The 18,620-nt window shown below is 72.4% G+C and carries 22 protein-coding genes; 11 read left to right on the top strand and 11 right to left on the bottom strand.

The genetic code is table 11. The annotated features are described in order from the left end of the window. Window positions 1–17: 17 nt before the first annotated feature. The 4 genes from ATL45_RS07915 to ATL45_RS07900 are packed head-to-tail and all read right to left on the bottom strand — an operon-like array spanning window position 18 to window position 2,963. Window positions 18–350 (bottom strand): hypothetical protein, encoded by a 333-nt coding sequence (locus tag ATL45_RS07915; RefSeq protein WP_093153008.1) that lies wholly within the window; start codon window positions 348–350, stop codon window positions 18–20. 2 nt (window positions 351–352) lie between these two features. Beyond that, window positions 353–859, bottom strand: coding sequence for an LppA family lipoprotein (locus ATL45_RS07910; RefSeq protein ID WP_093153011.1), 507 nt, complete (start codon window positions 857–859; stop codon window positions 353–355). Continuing rightward, window positions 856–2,664 (bottom strand): alpha/beta hydrolase, encoded by a 1,809-nt coding sequence (locus ATL45_RS07905; RefSeq protein ID WP_093153013.1) that lies wholly within the window; start codon window positions 2,662–2,664, stop codon window positions 856–858. The genes ATL45_RS07910 and ATL45_RS07905 overlap by 4 nt, the downstream gene beginning before the upstream one ends. A gap of 2 nt (window positions 2,665–2,666) precedes the next feature. Next, entirely contained in the window at window positions 2,667–2,963 is a 297-nt protein-coding gene (locus ATL45_RS07900) for a hypothetical protein (protein ID WP_143121645.1), read from the bottom strand. Window positions 2,964–3,099: 136 nt separating this feature from the next. Between ATL45_RS07900 and dapE the strand changes: the two genes are divergently transcribed. Further along, on the top strand, window positions 3,100–4,176 hold the full coding sequence (gene dapE / locus ATL45_RS07895; RefSeq protein WP_093153479.1) for a succinyl-diaminopimelate desuccinylase: 1,077 nt from the start codon (window positions 3,100–3,102) through the stop codon (window positions 4,174–4,176). A gap of 61 nt (window positions 4,177–4,237) precedes the next feature. On the opposite strand, the gene ATL45_RS07890 is transcribed toward dapE, so the two are convergent. Then, complete coding sequence (locus ATL45_RS07890; protein WP_093153018.1) at window positions 4,238–5,170, bottom strand: slipin family protein; 933 nt, start codon at window positions 5,168–5,170, stop codon at window positions 4,238–4,240. A gap of 210 nt (window positions 5,171–5,380) precedes the next feature. On the opposite strand from ATL45_RS07890, the gene ATL45_RS07885 reads away from it, so the two are divergent. The 3 genes from ATL45_RS07885 to folP are packed head-to-tail and all read left to right on the top strand — an operon-like array spanning window position 5,381 to window position 7,577. After that, window positions 5,381–6,157 carry an LOG family protein gene (locus tag ATL45_RS07885; protein ID WP_093153021.1) on the top strand — a complete coding sequence of 259 codons (777 nt, stop codon included), beginning with the start codon at window positions 5,381–5,383 and terminating at the stop codon, window positions 6,155–6,157. Further along, on the top strand, window positions 6,139–6,708 hold the full coding sequence (locus ATL45_RS07880; protein WP_093153023.1) for an LOG family protein: 570 nt from the start codon (window positions 6,139–6,141) through the stop codon (window positions 6,706–6,708). The genes ATL45_RS07885 and ATL45_RS07880 overlap by 19 nt, the downstream gene beginning before the upstream one ends. Window positions 6,709–6,761: 53 nt before the next feature. Continuing rightward, window positions 6,762–7,577 (top strand): dihydropteroate synthase, encoded by an 816-nt coding sequence (folP, locus tag ATL45_RS07875; protein WP_093153482.1) that lies wholly within the window; start codon window positions 6,762–6,764, stop codon window positions 7,575–7,577. Between the two features lie 158 nt (window positions 7,578–7,735). On the opposite strand, the gene ATL45_RS07870 is transcribed toward folP, so the two are convergent. Continuing rightward, on the bottom strand, window positions 7,736–8,104 hold the full coding sequence (locus tag ATL45_RS07870) for a hypothetical protein (protein WP_093153026.1): 369 nt from the start codon (window positions 8,102–8,104) through the stop codon (window positions 7,736–7,738). A gap of 170 nt (window positions 8,105–8,274) precedes the next feature. On the opposite strand from ATL45_RS07870, the gene ATL45_RS07865 reads away from it, so the two are divergent. From ATL45_RS07865 to ATL45_RS07850, 4 genes are read left to right on the top strand one after another with little or no spacing between them, the layout of a single operon-like run. Beyond that, entirely contained in the window at window positions 8,275–8,607 is a 333-nt protein-coding gene (locus ATL45_RS07865) for a PadR family transcriptional regulator (protein ID WP_093153028.1), read from the top strand. Between the two features lie 43 nt (window positions 8,608–8,650). After that, window positions 8,651–9,001 carry a DivIVA domain-containing protein gene (locus tag ATL45_RS07860; protein ID WP_093153031.1) on the top strand — a complete coding sequence of 117 codons (351 nt, stop codon included), beginning with the start codon at window positions 8,651–8,653 and terminating at the stop codon, window positions 8,999–9,001. Window positions 9,002–9,004: 3 nt separating this feature from the next. Beyond that, window positions 9,005–9,457: an SRPBCC family protein gene (locus ATL45_RS07855; protein ID WP_093153032.1), complete on the top strand. Its 453-nt coding sequence runs from the start codon at window positions 9,005–9,007 to the stop codon at window positions 9,455–9,457. Then, window positions 9,454–10,029, top strand: coding sequence for a DNA-3-methyladenine glycosylase I (locus ATL45_RS07850; protein ID WP_093153035.1), 576 nt, complete (start codon window positions 9,454–9,456; stop codon window positions 10,027–10,029). The genes ATL45_RS07855 and ATL45_RS07850 overlap by 4 nt, the downstream gene beginning before the upstream one ends. 119 nt (window positions 10,030–10,148) lie before the next feature. Here the strand turns inward: ATL45_RS07850 and ATL45_RS07845 are convergent, their stop codons facing one another. Continuing rightward, window positions 10,149–10,937 (bottom strand): enoyl-CoA hydratase-related protein, encoded by a 789-nt coding sequence (locus ATL45_RS07845; protein ID WP_093153037.1) that lies wholly within the window; start codon window positions 10,935–10,937, stop codon window positions 10,149–10,151. Between the two features lie 384 nt (window positions 10,938–11,321). Here ATL45_RS07845 and ATL45_RS07840 point away from each other — a divergent pair, with 384 nt between their 5' ends. After that, window positions 11,322–11,489, top strand: a complete 168-nt coding sequence (locus ATL45_RS07840) for a DUF3117 domain-containing protein (RefSeq protein ID WP_009949794.1) — start codon at window positions 11,322–11,324, stop codon at window positions 11,487–11,489. Window positions 11,490–11,739: 250 nt separating this feature from the next. Next, window positions 11,740–13,323: a leucyl aminopeptidase family protein gene (locus ATL45_RS07835; RefSeq protein WP_246025222.1), complete on the top strand. Its 1,584-nt coding sequence runs from the start codon at window positions 11,740–11,742 to the stop codon at window positions 13,321–13,323. A gap of 21 nt (window positions 13,324–13,344) precedes the next feature. Here ATL45_RS07835 and ATL45_RS07830 read toward each other — a convergent pair whose 3' ends face one another. Further along, window positions 13,345–14,301, bottom strand: coding sequence for a LysR family transcriptional regulator (locus ATL45_RS07830; protein ID WP_246025221.1), 957 nt, complete (start codon window positions 14,299–14,301; stop codon window positions 13,345–13,347). Window positions 14,302–14,364: 63 nt separating this feature from the next. Here ATL45_RS07830 and ATL45_RS07825 point away from each other — a divergent pair, with 63 nt between their 5' ends. Next, entirely contained in the window at window positions 14,365–15,627 is a 1,263-nt protein-coding gene (locus ATL45_RS07825; protein ID WP_093153043.1) for an MFS transporter, read from the top strand. On the opposite strand, the gene ATL45_RS07820 is transcribed toward ATL45_RS07825, so the two are convergent. The 3 genes from ATL45_RS07820 to ATL45_RS07810 form a co-directional block, all read right to left on the bottom strand. Beyond that, window positions 15,521–15,907, bottom strand: coding sequence for a sec-independent translocase (locus ATL45_RS07820; protein WP_093153045.1), 387 nt, complete (start codon window positions 15,905–15,907; stop codon window positions 15,521–15,523). The genes ATL45_RS07825 and ATL45_RS07820 overlap by 107 nt on opposite strands. Window positions 15,908–16,048: 141 nt before the next feature. After that, complete coding sequence (locus ATL45_RS07815; RefSeq protein ID WP_342775250.1) at window positions 16,049–17,536, bottom strand: S1C family serine protease; 1,488 nt, start codon at window positions 17,534–17,536, stop codon at window positions 16,049–16,051. Window positions 17,537–17,882: 346 nt separating this feature from the next. Next, window positions 17,883–18,617 (bottom strand): zf-HC2 domain-containing protein, encoded by a 735-nt coding sequence (locus tag ATL45_RS07810; protein WP_177241981.1) that lies wholly within the window; start codon window positions 18,615–18,617, stop codon window positions 17,883–17,885. Window positions 18,618–18,620: the final 3 nt, after the last annotated feature.

The raw sequence follows: 18,620 nt of genomic DNA, 5'->3' as shown, positions 1-18,620 counted from the left end.
CCCGCACCACCCGGTGGTCAGCCGATCGAGGTCGCCGCGACCTGGATGATCCCGAGTGCCAGCAGCGGCGCCACGACCAGCCCGAGCACGCCGACCACCACCGCGGTGAGGACGGGGCCCGGGCGGCGGACGCGCAGCCACAGCGCGACCGGGCCCGCCGCGATCACGAAGAGCGCGATGGCCGTCGTGTAGCCCATCGACGTGCAGACGCCCGGCCCGCCGGGCTCGCACGGGACGGAAGCCGCCCACACCCCGATGAACGCGGCGAAGGCGGCTTCCGGGATGGCGAGGAGGGTCGAGGCGATGGCGAAGACCAGCGCGACGACCCGCGCGCCCGACTGCTCAGTCACCTCTAGACCAGGTGGCAGCCGGTGCGGACCTGCATCACGGTGTTCACCTTGGTGCCCAGCTGCAGCCAGCCGCCGAAGGCATCCCGGATCTCGACCTTGTGGTCGCCGGGGCGGTCGACGATCACCTGCCGCTCGACGAAGCCGTACTCGCTGGCGACCTCATCGGCGATCTGCAGCGCGCGGGGCCACTGGTCGTCGGAGATGCTCCCCTCGTGCAACCAGCGGTTCAGCGTGTGCTTCTCCGCCTCCTGGACGTCCGGGAACTCCCCGCAACCGGCCTGACCGGGGTTGCCGTCGTCGATCCACGGTGTCAGGCCGATCTCCGCGGTGAACCGGTCCCGGATCTTCTGCTGCATTTCTTCGTAGCGCGCGGTGATCTCGGCCATCGTGGGCCGTTGCTGCAGCGTGGTGGTCTGGTCTTCCATGCTTCCCCCGTTGGGAGTGTCGGGCTGGCTCGCGCACCCGGTGACGAGCAGGGCGCTGAGGACGAGAAGGGCGAGCCGCCTCATGAGAACAGGTCCTTGATCTTGGAGCCGGTGTCGCTGCCGAAGTCCTTGACGCCCGACCACGTGTCGCTGCCGAAGTCCTTGACATCCGACCACGTCTCGCTGCCCCACTCCTGGGCTGCCGAGATGCCTTCCTGGGTCTTGTGCGGTACGTAGGAGATCACGTCGCCCACCCCGTCGGTGTTGCCCTCCACCGCCCGTTCGGGCACGCCGGCGACGACGGCCGCCATGTTGTGCTGGCTGGTGGTGTCCGGGTTGAGGTACTTGCTGTGGCCGGTGACCTCGCCGCCGTGCTCGGACTTCTCGGTGGACAGTTCGGTGAAGCCGTCCATGTGGGAGGGGTCGCCGCCGAAGCGGGCGAAGTCCGCCACCGGGTCGTTCTTGGCCTCCAGGAGGTAGGTGTGGCCCTCCGGGACGCCCAGGTCCTTGATGTCGTTGGTGCCCACGCCCGGTGAACCGTAGAGGATCGCGTCGTCCACCCCGTGGTCGCCGCCCTGCAGCGCGTAGCCGGTGGTCGTCGAGCCGTAGGAGTGGCCGATCGCGGTGAGGTGCGGATCGTTGTCGCGAGAGGCGTTGATGCCCTGGTAGAAGTCGTTGAGCTTCTCGCCGCCCTCCTTCGCGGAGCTGGAGCTGACCACCGAGTCACCGAGGACGTCGTGGGTCTCCGACCACTGCGGCGGCTCGTAGCCGATCCAGGTGACGGCGGCGACGTCGCCCTTCTTGCCGCTCTCGGCCAGCTGGAGTTCGGACTTCGCGACCAGCTCCTGCATCTGGTCGTCGTAGTTCGCGAGGCTGCCGTCCACCGTGGTCGTGAAGCCGGGGGTGAACACCGAGACGTGGTCGGCCTTGTCCACGTCGCCCACCGCCACCGCGGCCTTGAGCCGTTCGCCGCTGGGGTCGAGCACCAGCAGCTGGCGGGGCGGTTCCTCGTTGCCGATGGTCTCGCTGACCTTGTCGACGGAGGCGATCTTGGCGTTGATCTCGTCGAGCTTCTTCTGCTCGTCGTCGGTGACGCCGCCCTCCTTCAACCGGTCCCGCTCGGCCACGAGGTCCCCGCGGACGTTGTCGATGTTGGCCCGGTTGGCCATGTCGCGGGCGGCGGCGGGGATGCCGTCGCGGTTGCCCAGCCAGGCGGGCGGGGCTTCCATCAGGGCGGCGCGCTGCTCGTCGGACAGCGACTTCCACCACTCGGCGTTGGCCTCGGGGGAGTCGTCGGCGGGCTTGCCCGCGGAGGCGGCCAGGGCCTGCAGGTCGCCGGTGCTCGCCGCATCGGCCAGCGTGCCGCCCTCGCCCGGCTTGATCTCGTCCTTCTGGGCGGAGGTCAGCGCCTTGGCGAGTTCGGCGTCGGCCTGCTCGGCGTCGTCGAGGATCTTCTCGATGTCGGCCATCAGCTTGTTGCGGACCTGGAGGCGCTTCTGCTTGACCTCTTCGAGCTGGTCCTCGGGCACGTCCTGCGGCGGGGCGACGTCGCGGATGCCGCCCTCGTCGGTGATCTGGAACCCGTTGGCCTCGGCCTCGCGGTCGGCTTCCTCGATCCGCTTCTTGATCTTGGCGACGTCGTCGGCGGCGGAGGCCACCGCCACCCGCACGGTGGCGACCTCGGCGATCAGCGAGCGCATGCTGTCGACGAGCTTCGCGTGCTCGGCGGCGGAGGCGTCAGCGGCGGCACCGCTCCAGCCGTCCGTCTTCTTCGCGCCGTCCAGCTCGTCCTGCAGCCCGACGAGATCGTTGCGGCGGTTGCCGAGATCGGAGTGGGCGGATTCGAGCTCTTCGGGCTTCCAGCGGCGCACATCGGCGTAGGACACCATCGTTACCTCCCACCCGCGGCGTTGATGCCCTGCGCGCTGGACTCGTCGGAACCCTGGTACTCGTCAGCGCTCGCGGTCAGCGACTGGCCGTGCTTGTCCGCTGCCTTGCTCCAGTCCCCGATCGCCTGCCCCCAGCTCTGCGCGACCTGCTTGGCCGCACCCTCCGACCGGCCGCCGGGCATCGCTGTCGCGATGTCCTCGACCGGCGGCCCCAGCTTGACCTGCCCGGCCTGCTCGCCTGCCGATTTCGCACTCTTCCCGGCCTTGCGCAGCACGTCCGGGTCTGCCGTGAATGTCAACGCCCCACCTCCAGCGGCCGAAGCCTAGCGCCATGATCAGGGGTGAGATGTGCGATCCGGCGAACTGGTTCCCGCCTTCTCCGCGGGCCGCCCCGCCGCGCCGCCGGGCGTGCCGCCGCGCGGTAGCCTGCCGGTCGTGACTGCGTCGTTGGATCTCACCGCTGACCCCGTCGAGCTGACCGCCGCGCTGGTGGACATCCCCAGCGTTTCCGGCGGCGAGAAGGCCATCGCGGACGCGGTGGAGCAGGCGCTGCGCGCCCAGGCCCCGCACCTGGAGGTCGTGCGCAACGGCGACGCGGTGCTGGCGCGCACCAACCTCGGCCGGGCCTCGCGGGTCGTGCTCGCCGGGCACCTGGACACCGTGCCGATCAACGACAACCTGCCGCTGACCCGCACCGGGTCGGGCGCCGACGAGATCCTGCACGGCTGCGGGACGGTGGACATGAAGAGCGGCGACGCGGTCATGCTGCACCTCGCCGCGACGCTGGCCGAGCCCCGCCACGACCTGACGTTCGTGTTCTACGACTGCGAGGAGATCGAAGCCGAGCGCAACGGCCTCAACCGCATCGAGCGCGAGCTGCCGGACTGGCTGGCCGGTGACCTGGCGGTGGTCTGCGAGCCGTCGAACGCGGCGATCGAAGCCGGCTGCCAGGGCACCATGCGGATCGAGGTGCGCACCACCGGGACCCGTGCGCACACCGCCCGCGCCTGGATGGGCGAGAACGCGATCCACGCCGCGCAGCCGGTGCTGCAGCGGCTGGGCGAGTACACCCCGCGCAACCCGGTGATCGACGGCCTGCAGTACCGCGAGGGCCTGCAGGCGGTGCGGATCTCCGGCGGGGTGGCGGGCAACGTCGTCCCGGACGAGTGCGTGGTGACGGTCAACCACCGCTTCGCCCCGGACAAGTCCCTCGACGATGCGGAAGCCCACCTGCGCGAGGTCTTCGACGGCTTCGAGGTGACGGTGACCGACGGCGCGCCCGGCGCGCTGCCCGGCCTGACCGCCCCGGCCGCGGCGGAGCTGGTCGAGGCCTCCGCCTCGGAGCCGGTGGCCAAGCTCGGCTGGACCGACGTGGCCCGCTTCGCTGCCCGCGGCCTCCCGGCGGTGAACTTCGGCCCCGGCTCACCGACCCTGGCCCACACCAAGCAGGAGCACGTGGCGACCGCGGAGATCCGCCACTGCGCCGACGTCCTCACGCGCTTCCTGCGCTGACGCGCGCCGGGCGCCTCCCAGCGAGTTGCTCGCCGGAAGGCGCCCTGCGCCGCTCCGCGGCTCAGGCGATGCCGAGCACCGACCGCTCCGCGTCGTCCGCCGGCTCCGGCGCGCGCTGCTGCGGCAGCTCCGCCGACGGCTCCGCGCCGAGCAGCTCCGCTTCGCGCCCGGCCGCTCGCTCCGCTTCCGCGAGCTCCGCCTCCGGCTCCGGCTCCGCCGATGGCTCCGCGCCGCCGGTGGCGCCGTGCTTGATGGTGTCGACGAACTGGAGGAGCTCCACCGGGAACGGCAGGACCAGGGTGGAGTTCTTCTCCGCGGCCACCTCGACCACGGTCTCCAGCAGCCTCAGCTGCAGCGCTGCCGGGGTGTCGGCCATGACGTGGGCCGCGTCGGCGAGCCTGCGGGAGGCCTGGAACTCGCCGTCGGCGGAGATGACCCGGGAGCGGCGCTCGCGCTCCGCTTCGGCCTGGCGGGCGATGGAGCGCTTCATGGACTCCGGCAGCGAGACGTCCTTGATCTCCACCCGGTCGATGTGCACGCCCCAGCCCAGCGCCGGGCTGTCGATCATCAGCTCCAGGCCCTGGTTGAGCCGTTCGCGGTTGGAGAGCAGGTCGTCCAGGTCGCTCTTGCCGATGATCGAGCGCAGCGAGGTCTGCGCGACCTGGCCGACGGCGAACAGGTAGTCCTCGACGTTGACGATGGCGCGCACCGGTTCCTCGACCCGGAAGTACACCACCGCGTCCACCCGGACCGTCACGTTGTCGCGGGTGATGCCCTCCTGGGCGGGCACCGGCATGGTGACGATCTGCAGGTTGACCTTCCGCATCCGGTCGACCACCGGGATGATCACGGTCAGGCCCGGACCGCGGGTGAGCTCCTGCACCCGCCCGAAGCGGAACACCACTCCGCGTTCGTACTGCTTGACGACCTTGACGCCTGCGGCGGTGCAGAGGACGCCGAGCACGAGGATCACGATGAGCAGTTCGATGAGCATGGCTGGCTCCCGGGCTCGGATTCCGGTCGTGCCCGCGACCCGGCCGCTCGCCGCTGGATCCGCGTGGTGATCCGGCCGGGCCGTCGGCACCACTCGATCGTTGCATCGCAATCGTACGCTCGCGCAAGCGCGCGTGAATCCCCCGTGAACAGGCGTTTCCGCACGTCCCCGCGGCTCGGTGCCGGTCGGTGGCTGCGTAGGCTCGGGCGCATGACGATCGAAGGTCGGCAGGACGGCGCGGAGCGGCCCCAGGAGAAGCAACGCGGACCGGTGGTGCTGCGGCGGTCCCGGTTGAGCGAACCCACCACCACCGATCAGCGGCTGCTGGACTCCCGCGGCCCGTCGGACTGGGTGCACACCGATCCGTGGCGGGTGATGCGCATCCAGTCGGAGTTCGTGGAGGGCTTCGGGGCGCTGGCCGAGGTGCCGCGCGCGGTCACCGTGTTCGGCTCGGCCCGGACGACGCCGGATCACCCGGAGTACGCCGCCGGCGTCGAGCTCGGCGCCGCGCTCGCGAAGATCGGCTGCGCGGTGATCACCGGTGGCGGCCCCGGCGCGATGGAGGCGGTCAACCGGGGCGCCTCGGAGGCCGGTGGGCTGTCCATCGGGCTCGGCATCGAGCTGCCCTTCGAGCAGGGGCTGAACCCGTGGGTCGACCTCGGGGTCAACTTCCGCTACTTCTTCGTCCGCAAGACGATGTTCATCAAGTACGCCCAGGCCTTCGTCTGCCTGCCCGGCGGGTTCGGCACCATGGACGAGCTGTTCGAGGCGCTGACCCTGGTGCAGACCAAGAAGGTCACCAAGTTCCCGGTGGTGCTGTTCGGCAAGTCCTACTGGCAGGGCTTGTACGACTGGATCCGGGACAGCATGCGGGCGTCCGGCAAGATCGGCGACAAGGATCTCGCGCTGCTGCACCTCACCGACGACATCGACGACGCCGTCGGGATCGTGCAGGAGGCCTACGTTGCATGGGAGGCAACGCATTGACCAGTTCCGCACCGGTCGACGTCTCGGTCTGCGTCTACTGCGCGTCCGGACCGGTCGACCAGCAGCACCTCGACCTGGCCGCCGAGGTGGGGCGCAAGATCGCCAAGCGCGGCTGGACGCTGGTCTCCGGCGGCGGCCGGGTCTCGATGATGGGTGAGGTCGCGCGGGCCGCGCGCGCCGACGGCGGCCGGACCGTCGGGGTCATCCCGCACGCCCTGGTGGACAAGGAGATGGCCGACACCGGGGCCGACGAGCTGCTGGTCGTGGAGAACATGCGGGAGCGCAAGGGCCTGATGGACGCGCACGCCACCGCCTTCCTCGCGCTGCCCGGCGGCATCGGCACCTGCGAGGAGCTGTTCGAGGTCTGGACCGCCCGCTACATCGGCATGCACGACAAGCCGATCGTGCTGCTCGACCCGGACGGCCACTACCGCGGGCTGCTGGACTGGTTGCAGGGGCTGGTCGACAGCGGGTTCGCCAAGCAGCACTCGATGGACGTGCTCTTCGTGACCGCCGACGTCGACGAAGCGCTCGACGCCTGCGCCCCGTGACCGCGCCACTGCGGTTCCGCGACAAGGACGTGCCCCAGGACCGCCCGCTGGTGATGGCCATCGTCAACCGCACCCGCGACTCGTTCTTCGACCGCGGCCGGACCTTCGAGGCCGACGCGGCCACCGCGGCGGTGGACCGGGCGGTGGCCGACGGCGCGGACATCGTGGACATCGGCGGCGTCCGGGCCGGTGCCCAGGGCGAGACCGTGGACGCCGCGGAGGAGGCCCGCCGGGTGGTGCCGTTCGTGGCCGCGGTGCGTGAGCGGCACCCGGAGCTGGTGATCAGCGTGGACACCTGGCGGCACGAGGTGGCGCGGCAGGCCTGCGAAGCCGGTGCCGACCTGCTCAACGACACCTGGGCTGGCGCCGATCCGGAGCTGGCCGGGGTGGCCGCGGAGTTCGGCGTCGGCGTCGTCTGCTCGCACACCGGCGGGCTGCCGCCGCGCACCGACCCGTACCGGGTCCGCTACTCCGACGTGGTCGCCGAGGCGACCGCCGAGCTGGTCGAGCGGGCCGAGCGGATGGTGCGGATCGGCGTGCCCCGGCAGGGCGTGCTGATCGACCCGACGCACGACTTCGGCAAGAACACCTGGCACGGGCTGGCGCTGCTGCGCCGGGTCGACGAGCTGGTGGCGACCGGCTGGCCGGTGCTGATGGCGCTGTCCAACAAGGACTTCGTCGGCGAGACGCTGGGCACCGCGGTCGACCAGCGCCTGGAGGGCACCCTGGCGGCGACAGCGGTCGCGGCCTGGAGCGGCGCGAAGGTGTTCCGGGCCCACCACGTGCGCGAAACCCGCCGGGTGGTGGACATGGTCGCGGCCATCGCGGGCACCCACCCGCCGGACCAGGTCCTCCGAGCCCTGGCCTGAGCTGCATGAGTTTTCCGGGCCCGTTCTGGGTGGCGGTGCAAGCGTCGTAGGTGGGTCATGCGCCTGGCGGCGCATGCGACAACTTCCGGGGCACGGCACGTTGAGCGTCGCGGTTGTGGCTACCGGCTAGGACGCGAAGGTTCAATGGGAACTGCTGGTCAGGCGGTGCCGAGGGCGCGGTGCAGGAGGTCGGTGAGCGCCGGGATCGGGATGTCCGGGCGGACCTCGCTCAGGAGCGGGACCAGGCGCAGCCAGCGCGACTGCACCCGCCGCGGGCTGAGCGGGTCGCGGGAGAGCTCGTCCACCAGCTCGGCGAGCCGCCAGAGCGATTCGTCGCGGGCCATGCCCGGCTCCGGGTGCTGCTCCACCACGCCGATCAGCTGCGCGAGGTAGTCGCGGAACTGCGTGCGCGCGTGGTCACGCGGCGCGTAGGTGGTCGCGGCGTCCAACCGCGAGGCTCCGGACGTCGTTGCCGGGGCGCTTCTGTCGGGCACGGCGAACGCCTCCTGGTTGCTCGCGCGGCTCATCCGACTCCGCAGTGTGCTCGGATTTGCCGGATGTCAACGCATTTCCCAGTTGACTCCACCCGAACGGCGCACTGTGATCGAGGTCATCGAACACCGGATCGCGAAAGGACTTTGGTCCTCTTGTGCAAGAGCGGTGACAGTGGTCGGAAATAACCGTAGAGTCGCTACTTGTGAAGGCTGATGCGCTCCGCGGCCACTTGGACGCCCTCTTGCTGGCCACGCTCGACGGCAGGGCGTTGCACGGCTACGCGATCATCGAGGCGCTGCAAGAACGCAGCGGTGGTGCTCTGGATCTGCCGACCGGCACCGTCTACCCGGCGCTGCGCCGACTCGAGCGCGCCGGGTACGTGCAGAGCACCTGGAGCACCGTGGGCGGCCGCCAGCGCCGCACCTACCGGCTGACCCAGGCCGGTGTGCAGACGTTGCAGGCCGAGCGGCTGGCGTGGCGCGAGTTCACCAGCGCCATCGAGGGCGTTCTGGAAGCCGCGCCGGCGAAGACCTGACCGTGGCCGCGGCGGTTCGCCGTCCGTGCCACGATTGACGACCGTGGCTAGTGCGCTCATCTACCTCTTCGCGGTGCTCGCCGTCGCCGCGGTGGTGTACCTGCTCGCGACGCTCGTCTTCGGGCGCGGCGAGGAGCTGTCCCCGCTGCCGCCCGGCTCGACGCCGACCCGCCTGCCCCCCGCCGACATCGAGGGCGCCGACGTGCGCGCGCTGCGGTTCCAGCAGGTCCTGCGCGGCTACAAGGCCTCCGAGGTGGACTGGGCGCTCGAACGGCTCGCCGGGGAGATCGACGAGCTGCACGGCCGCATCGCGGTTCTGGAGCGCCAGCTCGACGTCGCGGGCGAGCAGCTGCAGGAATCCCGCGCCGCGCGCGCCGACGAGCCGGAGGACTGAGCCGTGCGCCCGGTCGAGCTGCGGTTCACCGTTCCGGTCCAGGCACCTCCCGAGGTGGTGTGGGCCGCGGCGACCGACTGGGCCCGGCAGGGCGAGTGGATGCTGGGCACCGAGGTGCACCCGGTCGGCGACGCGGACGGGCCCGGCGGGCGGTTGATCGCGGTGACCGGTTTCGGCGGGCTCGGCTTCGTGGACCGGATGGAGATCGTGGAGTGGGAGCCGCCGCGCAGCTGCCGGGTGGAGCACGTCGGTGAGCTGGTTGTCGGTGCCGGCGGGTTCGATGTGGTCCGGTGCGGGAACGCGGCGTCGACCTTCGTCTGGTGGGAGCGGCTGACCCTGCCGACCGGCGCGGCGCTGGTCTGGCCGGTGGTGCGGCCCGCGTTCATCTGGGGCATGCGCCGGTCGCTGGCCGCGTTCGCGCAGTTCTGCCGCGAGTACGACAGGAGAGGGAAGTGAGCGGATCCGGCGCCGTGCTCGGCGCGGACGGCAAGACCCGGTGCCCGTGGGGCGCGGGACACGCGGACTACACCGAGTACCACGACCGCGAGTGGGGCGTCCCGCTGCGCGGCGTCGTGGAGCTCTTCGAGCGGATCACCCTGGAGTCGTTCCAGTCCGGGCTGTCCTGGCTGACGATCCTGCGCAAGCGCGAGGCGTTCCGCAGCGCGTTCGCCGGCTTCGAGCCGGAGAAGGTGGCGGCCTTCGACGACTCCGACCGGGAGCGGCTGCTCGCCGACGCGGCCATCGTCCGCAACCGGGCGAAGATCGACGCGGCTATCCGCAACGCGGGAGCCGTGCTGCGGCTGGACGAGCCGCTGGACGACCTGCTCTGGTCGTTCGCCCCGGAACCCCGCCAACACCGCCCGGCCACGCTCGAGGAGGTCCCGGCGATCACCCCGGAGTCGACGGCGATGGCCAAGGAGCTCAAGCGCCGCGGCTTCGTCTTCGTCGGCCCGACGACCTGCTACGCCCTCATGCAGGCCACGGGAATGGTCGACGACCACCTCACAGACTGCTGGCGAGCGAGCTGAGTGGCCCCTCGCTACCGCTGCCTCGGTGGTGGTGAGCTTTTCGGCAGGCCATGGCCCGTGAGTGTTTTGGGGTGCTATGACGCCCCAAAGTGCTCACGGGCCCTGACCAGGCACGTCCGTCAGCGGCCGGTGAAGTTCGGGGTGCGCTTGGCGACGAAGGCGGACACCGCTTCCCGGTGGTCTGCCGTGGCACCGGCTTCCGCCTGGGCTCCCGCCTCGACCGCCAGCGCTTCGGCGAGGCCTTCGGCCGCCGCTGCCAGCGCGGTTTCCTTGATGCGGGCGTAGGCGAACGTCGGGCCGGCCGCCATGCGGGTCGCCAGCTCCAGCGCCGCGCCGGTCGCCTCGCCCTCGCCGACGACCCGGTTCACCATGCCGATGCGCAGCGCTTCCTCCGCGGCCACCGGCTCGGCCAGCAGGAGCATCTCCATCGCGCGGCCGTAGCCGATCAGCCGGGGCAGCGTCCAGGACGCGCCGGAGTCGGTGGACAGGCCGACGTTGGCGAAGGCCATCAGGAACTTCGCGTTCGACGCCGCCACCCGCAGGTCGCAGGCGTAGGCCAGCGATGCGCCCGCGCCGGCGGCGGTGCCGTTGACCGCCGCGATCACCGGCTTCGGCATGCTGGTCACGGCCCGGATGATCGGGTTGTAGTGCTCCTCGACCGTCTTCAGCGGGCTCGGGTCGTCGGCCTCCAGCAGCGCGACGTGCTCCTTGAGATCCTGCCCCGCGCAGAACGCCTTGCCCGCGCCGGTGATCACCACGGTGCGCACCGAATCGTCCGCGGCCGCGTCGCGCAGCGCGCTGATCAGGGCCTGCTTGAGCTCGACGTTGAGCGAGTTGAACGACTCGGGGCGGTTCAGCGTGAGCAGGCGCACACCGGCGGTGTCCTCGGTCAGCAGTACGTCGGTCACTTCGAACTCCTTGCCTCGCGGTCCGCTGCGGCATCTCGGCCGGGACGGCGCGCCGGGTTCCAAAGTGGACTCCGCGGCTCGCCCGATGTCCCAGGTGGACAGTGTTGTCGCAGGTCGCCGGGGTGATGGCGGCGGTGATCCGCCGTGCGCGGCGACCAGCGGCGCGCCGGCTGCCGCGGGCCGTCGCCAGGTGGCCCGCGACGACCCCGAAACAGCCCGCACGAGCGGTGAGTCTGCCAGCCCCGGCGGGCATTCGACCAGCGCACGGGCGACACGAGTTGATCGGTTCGGTTTCGTCCCAGCCTCGGGATGGGGGAGAATGGGGGTGAACCCGAGCTGGTTGTGGCGATCAGCGGGGTAAAGAGTTCACGGAGGGAGCACGCTATGGCGGCCATGAAGCCCCGGACCGGTGACGGTCCCCTCGAGGTGACTAAGGAGGGACGCGGCATCGTGATGCGCGTTCCACTTGAGGGTGGTGGGCGGCTCGTCGTCGAGATGTCGGTCGAGGAGGCCAAGAACCTGGGTGACGCCCTGGAGTCCGCCACCGGCTGAGGCCGCCGGCCGGCGATCTCGGAGGTGCTGCGGCAGGACAGCCGCGCGGTGCCTCCGCCCGCCGAGGCCGCAGTGCAGCGTCGACGACGAGTGGCGAGCACTCTTCGCCGCGGTCGGGCCCCGGTGCCGAGGACGGCACCGGGGCCGTCGTCGACTGGCAGGTCCCCGCGGTCGGCTGCGGACCGTGTCCGACCGGGTGACGACGGTAGTTTCGAGTGTGCGCGGCCAGTCCGTGCAGGAAGGTCTTCTCGTGTCCGGTGCCTCAGTGTTCCGCCCCGCCCAGCCGGCCCGCGATGCGGATCCGGCGCTGCCCGCGATCCCGACCGCACTGGTCGAAGTGGACGTCGTGCGGCAGTGGCGGGACGGCGTGCCCGGTGCGGTCCCGGTCTTCGACGGCGAGTCGGGACCCGATCTGGCCGCCGCGGCTGAACAGTTCGATGTGGACGCCGCGGTGCTGGAGGCTGTCGGCGTGTCGGCCTCGGCCGGCGCGGTGCGCGCGCTGCCGCTGCCCACCGGTGGACTCGGCTGGGCCGTCGGAGTCGGCTCCGGCGAGGCCGCGAAGTGGCGCAGCGCGGGTGGTGCGCTGGCGCGCGCGGTGCGCGAGCGGCTCAACGGCGTGGCCGAATCCGACGACGAGACCGGTGATCTCGGCGAGGCGTCCGACGCGGACTACCTCCAGGTGAAGCTGCCCGCCGACGTCGACGGCGAGATCGTCTCGGCGCTGACGCTGGGCCTGGCGCTCGGCGGCTACCGGTTCCGCGTGTCGCGCGGCCCGGTTCCGCCGCGGCTGCGGAAGGTCCTGCTGGTCGCGCCGGAGGGCGCCGACGTGGCGGCGCTGGGCGAGCAGGCCCGCCGGGCCCGCGAGCTGGCCGCGGCGACGGCCCTCGCCCGCGACCTCGCGAACACCCCGTCCAACGTCAAGGACCCGGCCTGGCTCACCGGCATCGCCGCCGAGCTCGCCGCCGACGTCCCGGACCTGACCGCCACCGTGCGCGACGAGAAGTGGCTCGCGGACAACGGTTTCGGCGGCATCCTCGCCGTCGGCGGCGGCTCGGCGCGGCCGCCGCGGCTGCTGGAGCTGACCTACCGCCCGAAGGACGCGGCGGGACCGCACCTGGTGCTGGTGGGCAAGGGCATCACCTTCGACACCGGCGGCATCTCGATCAAGCCCGCCGAGGGCATGCACCTGATGCGCACCGACATGTCCGGCGGCGGCGCGGTGATCGCGGCGCTGCTGACCATCGCGCGCCTCGGCCTGGCGGTGCGGGTCACCGGCCTGGTGCCGTCGGCGGAGAACCACGTGTCCGGCACCGCCTACCGGCCCGGTGACGTCGTCCGGCACTACGGCGGCACCACCACCGAGGTCGGCAACACCGACGCCGAGGGCCGGATGGTGCTCGCCGACGCCATCGCCTACGCGGTCGACAAGCTCGAACCCGACGTGCTGGTGGACGTCGCGACGCTGACCGGTGCGATGAAGGTCGCGCTCGGCCTGCGCACGGGCGGCCTGTTCGCCTCCGACGAGCGCCTGGCCGAGCAGGTCAGCGCGGCCGGTGCGGGCGTCGGTGAGGCCTGGTGGCGGATGCCGCTGCTGGAGGACCACGCGGAGGCCGTCCAGGGCGAGCTGGCGGACGTCAAGCAGACCCCGGCCGGACCGGGCGGCATCACGGCGGCGCTGTTCCTCCGCGAGTTCACCGGCGGCCTGCCGTGGGCGCACCTGGACATCGCGGGCCCGGCGCGGGCGGACAAGGACTACAACGAGGTCGTGTCGGGCGCCACCGGGTTCGCGGCCCGCAGCCTCGTCGAGCTCGCCGCCACCCTCACCAAGCCCTGACGCGGCGGCCACCGCGGAACGTCACCCGGGTGATGGTCGATTTCGCGCGAAATCGACCGCTCCTGGGGTGACGGCGAAGGTGCGGAAGGTTCGGACCGCTGGTGGTTGGGGGCGGTCGGCGGGCCAGGCCAGGCCGATCGTGCGGTGGGCCGGTGGGTTCAGCGGGATCTCGACGGTGTCCGGGGCCGGGCCGGTGTCGGCGGGCGGTAGCACCGCGACGCCGAGCCCGGCCGCGACGAGGCCGCGCACGGTGTCGACTTCCTCGCTCTCGAAGGCCAGTCGCGGCTCGAACCCGGCGCCTTCGGCCAGCCGCACGAAGATCTGCCGCAGGCCGTAGCCGGGGCGCATCGCGACGAAGTCCTCTGCGGCGAGATCGGCCAGCGGCAAGGTCCGGCGCCGGGCCAGCCGGTGCCCGGCGTGCAGCACCGCGACCAGCGGTTCCTCCAGGATCGTCGCGCTCGCCCAGCGAGGATCGCCCGCGGGTAGCGGCGCGATCAGGCAGAGGTCGATCTCGCCCGCCCAGGTCCGGGCGAGCATGTCGTCGCGCGCGCCCTGGACCAGCGAGAACCGCACCTGCGGGTGCTGGTCGCGGAAGCCGCGCAGCAGCGGCGGCACCAGGTTGCTGCCCATCGTGTGCTGGAACCCGAACGTCACCTGACCGCGGTCCGGGTCGAGCTCCTCGACCACCGCGCGGCACCCGGCCTCCAGGCGCTGCATCGCTTCCTCAGCGGCTTCGGCCAGCAGCGTGCCCGCGCGGGTCAGGTGGATGCCGCGCCCCTGCCGGGCGATGACCGGGGCCCCGAGCTGTTCGCCCAGCCTGGCGAGGGTGCGGCTCACCGTCGGCTGTGGAATGCCCAGGATTTCCGCAGCTCGTGTGAGATGGCCCTCGGCGGCCACGGTGCGCAGCACCGCCAGGGCGGGAGCCAGGTGGGCCGCGAGCTGGGGCGCATCGACGGGCGCCTGCGATTGATTCGCCATCGCATCGATGATGCGCCATCGACGTATTGGACGCATCAATCGGTGCTGCTTAATTTCGGTCGCGTGGACCAGGCACGAACCAATCGAATCCGCATCGCGCTGCTGCTCGGAGCGTTAGCGCTGTTCGCGCTGCTCTACGCGCCTCAGCCGGTGCTGCCGCAGTTCGCCGAAGCGTTCGCGCTGGCTCCGGGGACGGTTGCGCTGCTGGTCTCGGCGGCGACGCTCGGGCTGGCGGTGGCGGCGATCCCGCTCGGCGCGCTCGCCGAGGCCGTCGGCCGCCGCCGGGTCATGATCGGTGCGCTGCTGGTGGCTGAGGTCCTGGGCCTGCTGCTGCCGTGGATCCCGGTCTTCCCGGTGCTCGTGGTCGTCCGCCTGCTCCAGGGCATCGCGATCGCCGGCCTGGCCGCGGTGGCGACCGCGTACCTGGCGGAGGAGACCGGTGGGAAGAACCTGGGTGCGGCCATGGGCCTCTACGTCGCGGGCACCACCATCGGCGGCATGACCGGCCGGCTGCTGGGCGGTGTGGTCGGCGACTTCGCCGGCTGGCAGGGCGGAGTGCTCGCCGTGGCCCTGCTCGCGGCGGTCTGCACCGCGTTCTTCGTGGTGCTGCTCCCGGCCGAGTGCAACCACCAGCGCAAGCCGCTGTCGCTCGGCCCGCTGTTCGGCGGCCTGCGCGCAGCGCTGCGCGATCCCGTGCTCTACGGGCCGTACCTCGTCGCCGCACTCGGCATGGGCTCGTTCGTCACGGTCTACAACGTGCTCGGCTTCCGCCTCACCGCGCCACCGCTGCTCGTGCCGCCCGCGCTGGCCGCACTCCTCTTCCTCGCCTACGCGGCGGGCACCGTGACCTCGACGCTGGCCGGGCGGGCCGCCGACCACTACGGGCGCACGAGGGTCCTGCTCACCGGGCTCGCGGTGACCGCGCTCGGACTGCTGCTGATGCTGTCCGACGGCCTGGTCATGATCGTGCTCGGCCTGGTGGTGTTCACCGGTGGGTTCTTCGCCGCGCACTCGGTGGCCAGCGGCTGGGTCGGCGTCCGGGCGTCAGCGCAGGCCCGCAGCCAGGCGTCGGCGCTGTACCAGCTGGCCTACTACGGCGGCAGCAGCGTCGGTGGCGTGGTGGGCGGCGCGGCCTACGGCAGCTGGGGCTGGTCCGGGATGACGGCGCTGCTCTGCTGCTGGCTCGCCGCCGCGGCCGTCGCGGTGTGGATCGCGCAGATCAGGTCGCGTCGGAGTCGAACGGCGGGCGCTCGCCGGGCTCCAGCGGTCGCTGCGGCGGCTTCGGCTGGCTCGACGGCGGAGCGTGGCCGTTGCCGTTCGAGTTGAGGTCGAGCGGGTTGTCCCCGTCGAACAGGTGCTTGGTCACCGCGGTGCGCGGGTTGAAGTCGCGGATGCCGCGCAGGTCCTCCAGCGGCTTGCGCAGGTCGTCGAACTCCGGTCCGAGCTCGGACTTGATCTGATCGCGCGCCCCGGTCGCGTACTCCTTGACCTGGCGGACGGTCTTGCCCAGCCACGCCGCGCCCTGCGGCAGGCGCTCCGGGCCCAGCACGAACAGACCGACCACGATGAGCACGAGGAGCTCGGGCCAGCCGATGCTATCGAACACCTCTCGACTACCTCCGGGTCCTCGCCGCCCGCGGACCAGCACCGCGCGAGCTGCCAACACCCCCAGCGTACCCACCGGCTGAATCCGGTTGGAGGGGGAAGTGGCCCAACACGGTGCCTTCCCGCGGAGGTGCGCAGGCGTTCACTTCAGCGTCACGTCCAGGACGAGCTCGCGGCCCTGCCGCACCACCGCGACCGGGATCCGCTCGCCGACCTGGTGCCGGTCCACGGCCACGACCAGCTCGTCGGCGCTGCCGACCTTGCGCTCGCCGACCCGGATGATCACATCGCCCTCGGCGATCCCGGCCGCCGCCGCGGCGCTGCCGTCCTGCACGTTCTGCACCTGGGCGCCGTCGGCGAGGCCGTCGCTCACCGACTTGGCGTTGACCCCGAGGTCGGCGTGCTGGACGTGGCCGGTGCGGATCAGCTCCTGGGCGATGCGCCGGGCGTCGTCGATCGGGATCGCGAAGCCCAGCCCGATCGAGCCGCCCTCGCCGCCCGCGCCGAGCGTGCGGATCGCGCTGTTGATGCCGACCACCGCGCCGTTGCCGTCGACCAGCGCGCCGCCGGAGTTGCCCGGGTTGATCGCGGCGTCGGTCTGGATGGCGTCGATCACCGCGTTGGTGTCGGTGCCCTCCCCGGCCAGCCGCATCGGGCGGTGCACCGAGCTGACGATGCCGGTGGTCACCGTGCCCGCCAGGCCCAGCGGCGAGCCGATGGCGATCACGTCGTCGCCGACGGTGAGGCTGTCGGAGTCGCCGAGCTGGGCCACCGTCGGGTTGGACACCTCGACCTTGATCACCGCGAGGTCGGTCTTGACGTCGCGGCCCACGATCCGCGCCGGGGCCCGCGTTCCGTCGTGGAACACGGCGGAGACCTGCGCGTTCGGGGTGTCGGCGGCCATCGAGACGACGTGGTTGTTGGTCAGCACGTAGCCCTCGCCGTCGATGACCACGCCCGAACCGCTGCCGCCCTGCGCGCCGACGCGCACCTCGATCGAGACCACGGCGGGCACCACGCGCTGCGCGACGGCGGCCACCGTGCCCTTCGGCCGCTCCTTGGCCGGTTCGACCTCGGCCAGCGTCACTGACGGGTTGAGCAGCGGGTTGCCCTCCTCGGCGGTGATCCGGCCCAGGAATCCGCCGGCGAGGCCGACGAGCAGGGCGACCACGGCGAGGATCGCGAGCGCGCGGGGCTGCACGCGGCGGCCGAACAGGACTTCGCGGGCGCTCAGCAGCGGGCCCGTCTCCTTCGGCTCCGACTCCTCGTCCTGCTCGGCGGAGGCGGCGGGCGGACCGAGCATCGCGCCCGCGGCCGGGTTGCGCCACGGGTCGCGCTCGTCGGAGTTCCACAGCACCGGCTCCTCGGCCGGTTCGGGCGTCACCGGCCGCTCGCCGGGAGCCCGCTGGAGCTGTTCCGCGCTGTCCTCGGGGCGGCCGAAGGCGCTGGCCAGCGGGGCAGCGGGGGGAGCGGTGCGCTCGATGCCGCGCACCGGGGCGTTGCGCCGGTTCGGGTCGAAGCTGCCGGTCACGCCCTGCGGGCGGCGGAAGGAGGAGCTCTGCGCCGGGTCGACCGGCGGGCGGTGCAGCGGCTTCGGTGCCAGGCGGGGCGGTTCCGCGGAGCCGTTCACGGTGGAAGGTCGCGGGGCGGCGCTGGCGGGCACGCCGCGCGCGGGGGACGGGGACGCCCCCTGCCACGGGTGCACCGGCTGCGCCGGCCGCCCGTTGGATTCTGGCCGGCCTGCGCGGGGCTCGTCCCGACGTCCGTGTTCGTCGTCCGGGCCCTGCGCGGGCGTTCCTGGCTGGTCGGTCATCGCTCCCCGGGCATGCGGTCGGACTCGTCCCTTCGAGTGGATCACACGGGCGAGACTCCCGTGCCACCGGCACCTGGGCCCACTGCCGGTGCGCCCATTCTGCCGGGCGAACGGTGAAGTCCGTGTTGGAGAGGCGAAGAAAACCGCGGCGACGCGGTTCCGATCAGTTCTGCGGGGCCGCGCTCGACGTGGTAGTCGGTGCGGGTTCGGCGGCCGGAGGCACGACAGCGGCCACCAGCGGCGCCGGCGGCTCGGCGCGGGTCGTCGTCTCCGGCGGCAGCGAATCGCGGGCGGAGGCGGGCACCACGGCGAACTCCCCGCCCGGCTGCGGGCCGGGCAACCCGGGGATCGGCCTGCCGTCCTCGTCCGCGGGCAGGTTCATCAGCGCGAGCGCGCCGAGCACGAGGCCGGAGAACACCACGCCGGCGCCCTGCTTGGTGCGGCGGCCCATCCGGCGGGCCGGTTCGGGCTCGCCGCCGGGATCACCGGCAAAAGGGCGGGAGCTCCCCAAGGGTTGCTGCCCGCCGCCGAGCGGCGTCGTGGAACCCAGGACGGCGCCGGTGCCGAACCGGCGCGCGCGGTCGGGGCGGGAGACGGTGACCAGCTGGCCGTCCTCGGTCAGCGCGAGGCCTTCGGGCTGGCTCGGGAGCTCGGCGTGCGCCGGTATGGCCTGCAGCGCCTGCAGGAGGGACGGCGAGATCGACGGGGTCCCGGCAGCCTTCACCGCGGCCCGGGCCTGCCGCTGGGCGGCGGCGTCCGACGTGCACGCGGGGCACCGGGCCAGGTGGGCGGCGGCGCGGTCATGGGCGTTCGGGCTCAGTTCCCCGTCCACGAAAGCGACGATCGCGTCCAGCGCGAGGTGCTGCTCGGGCAGACCCCACCCACGCAAAACCGTCATCCG

The organism is Saccharopolyspora antimicrobica, from assembly GCF_003635025.1.
Taxonomy (GTDB): Bacteria; Actinomycetota; Actinomycetes; order Mycobacteriales; family Pseudonocardiaceae; genus Saccharopolyspora; species Saccharopolyspora antimicrobica.
Note: the sequence above shows the minus strand (reverse complement) of the source record. Positions and strands in the feature narration are given on the sequence as shown.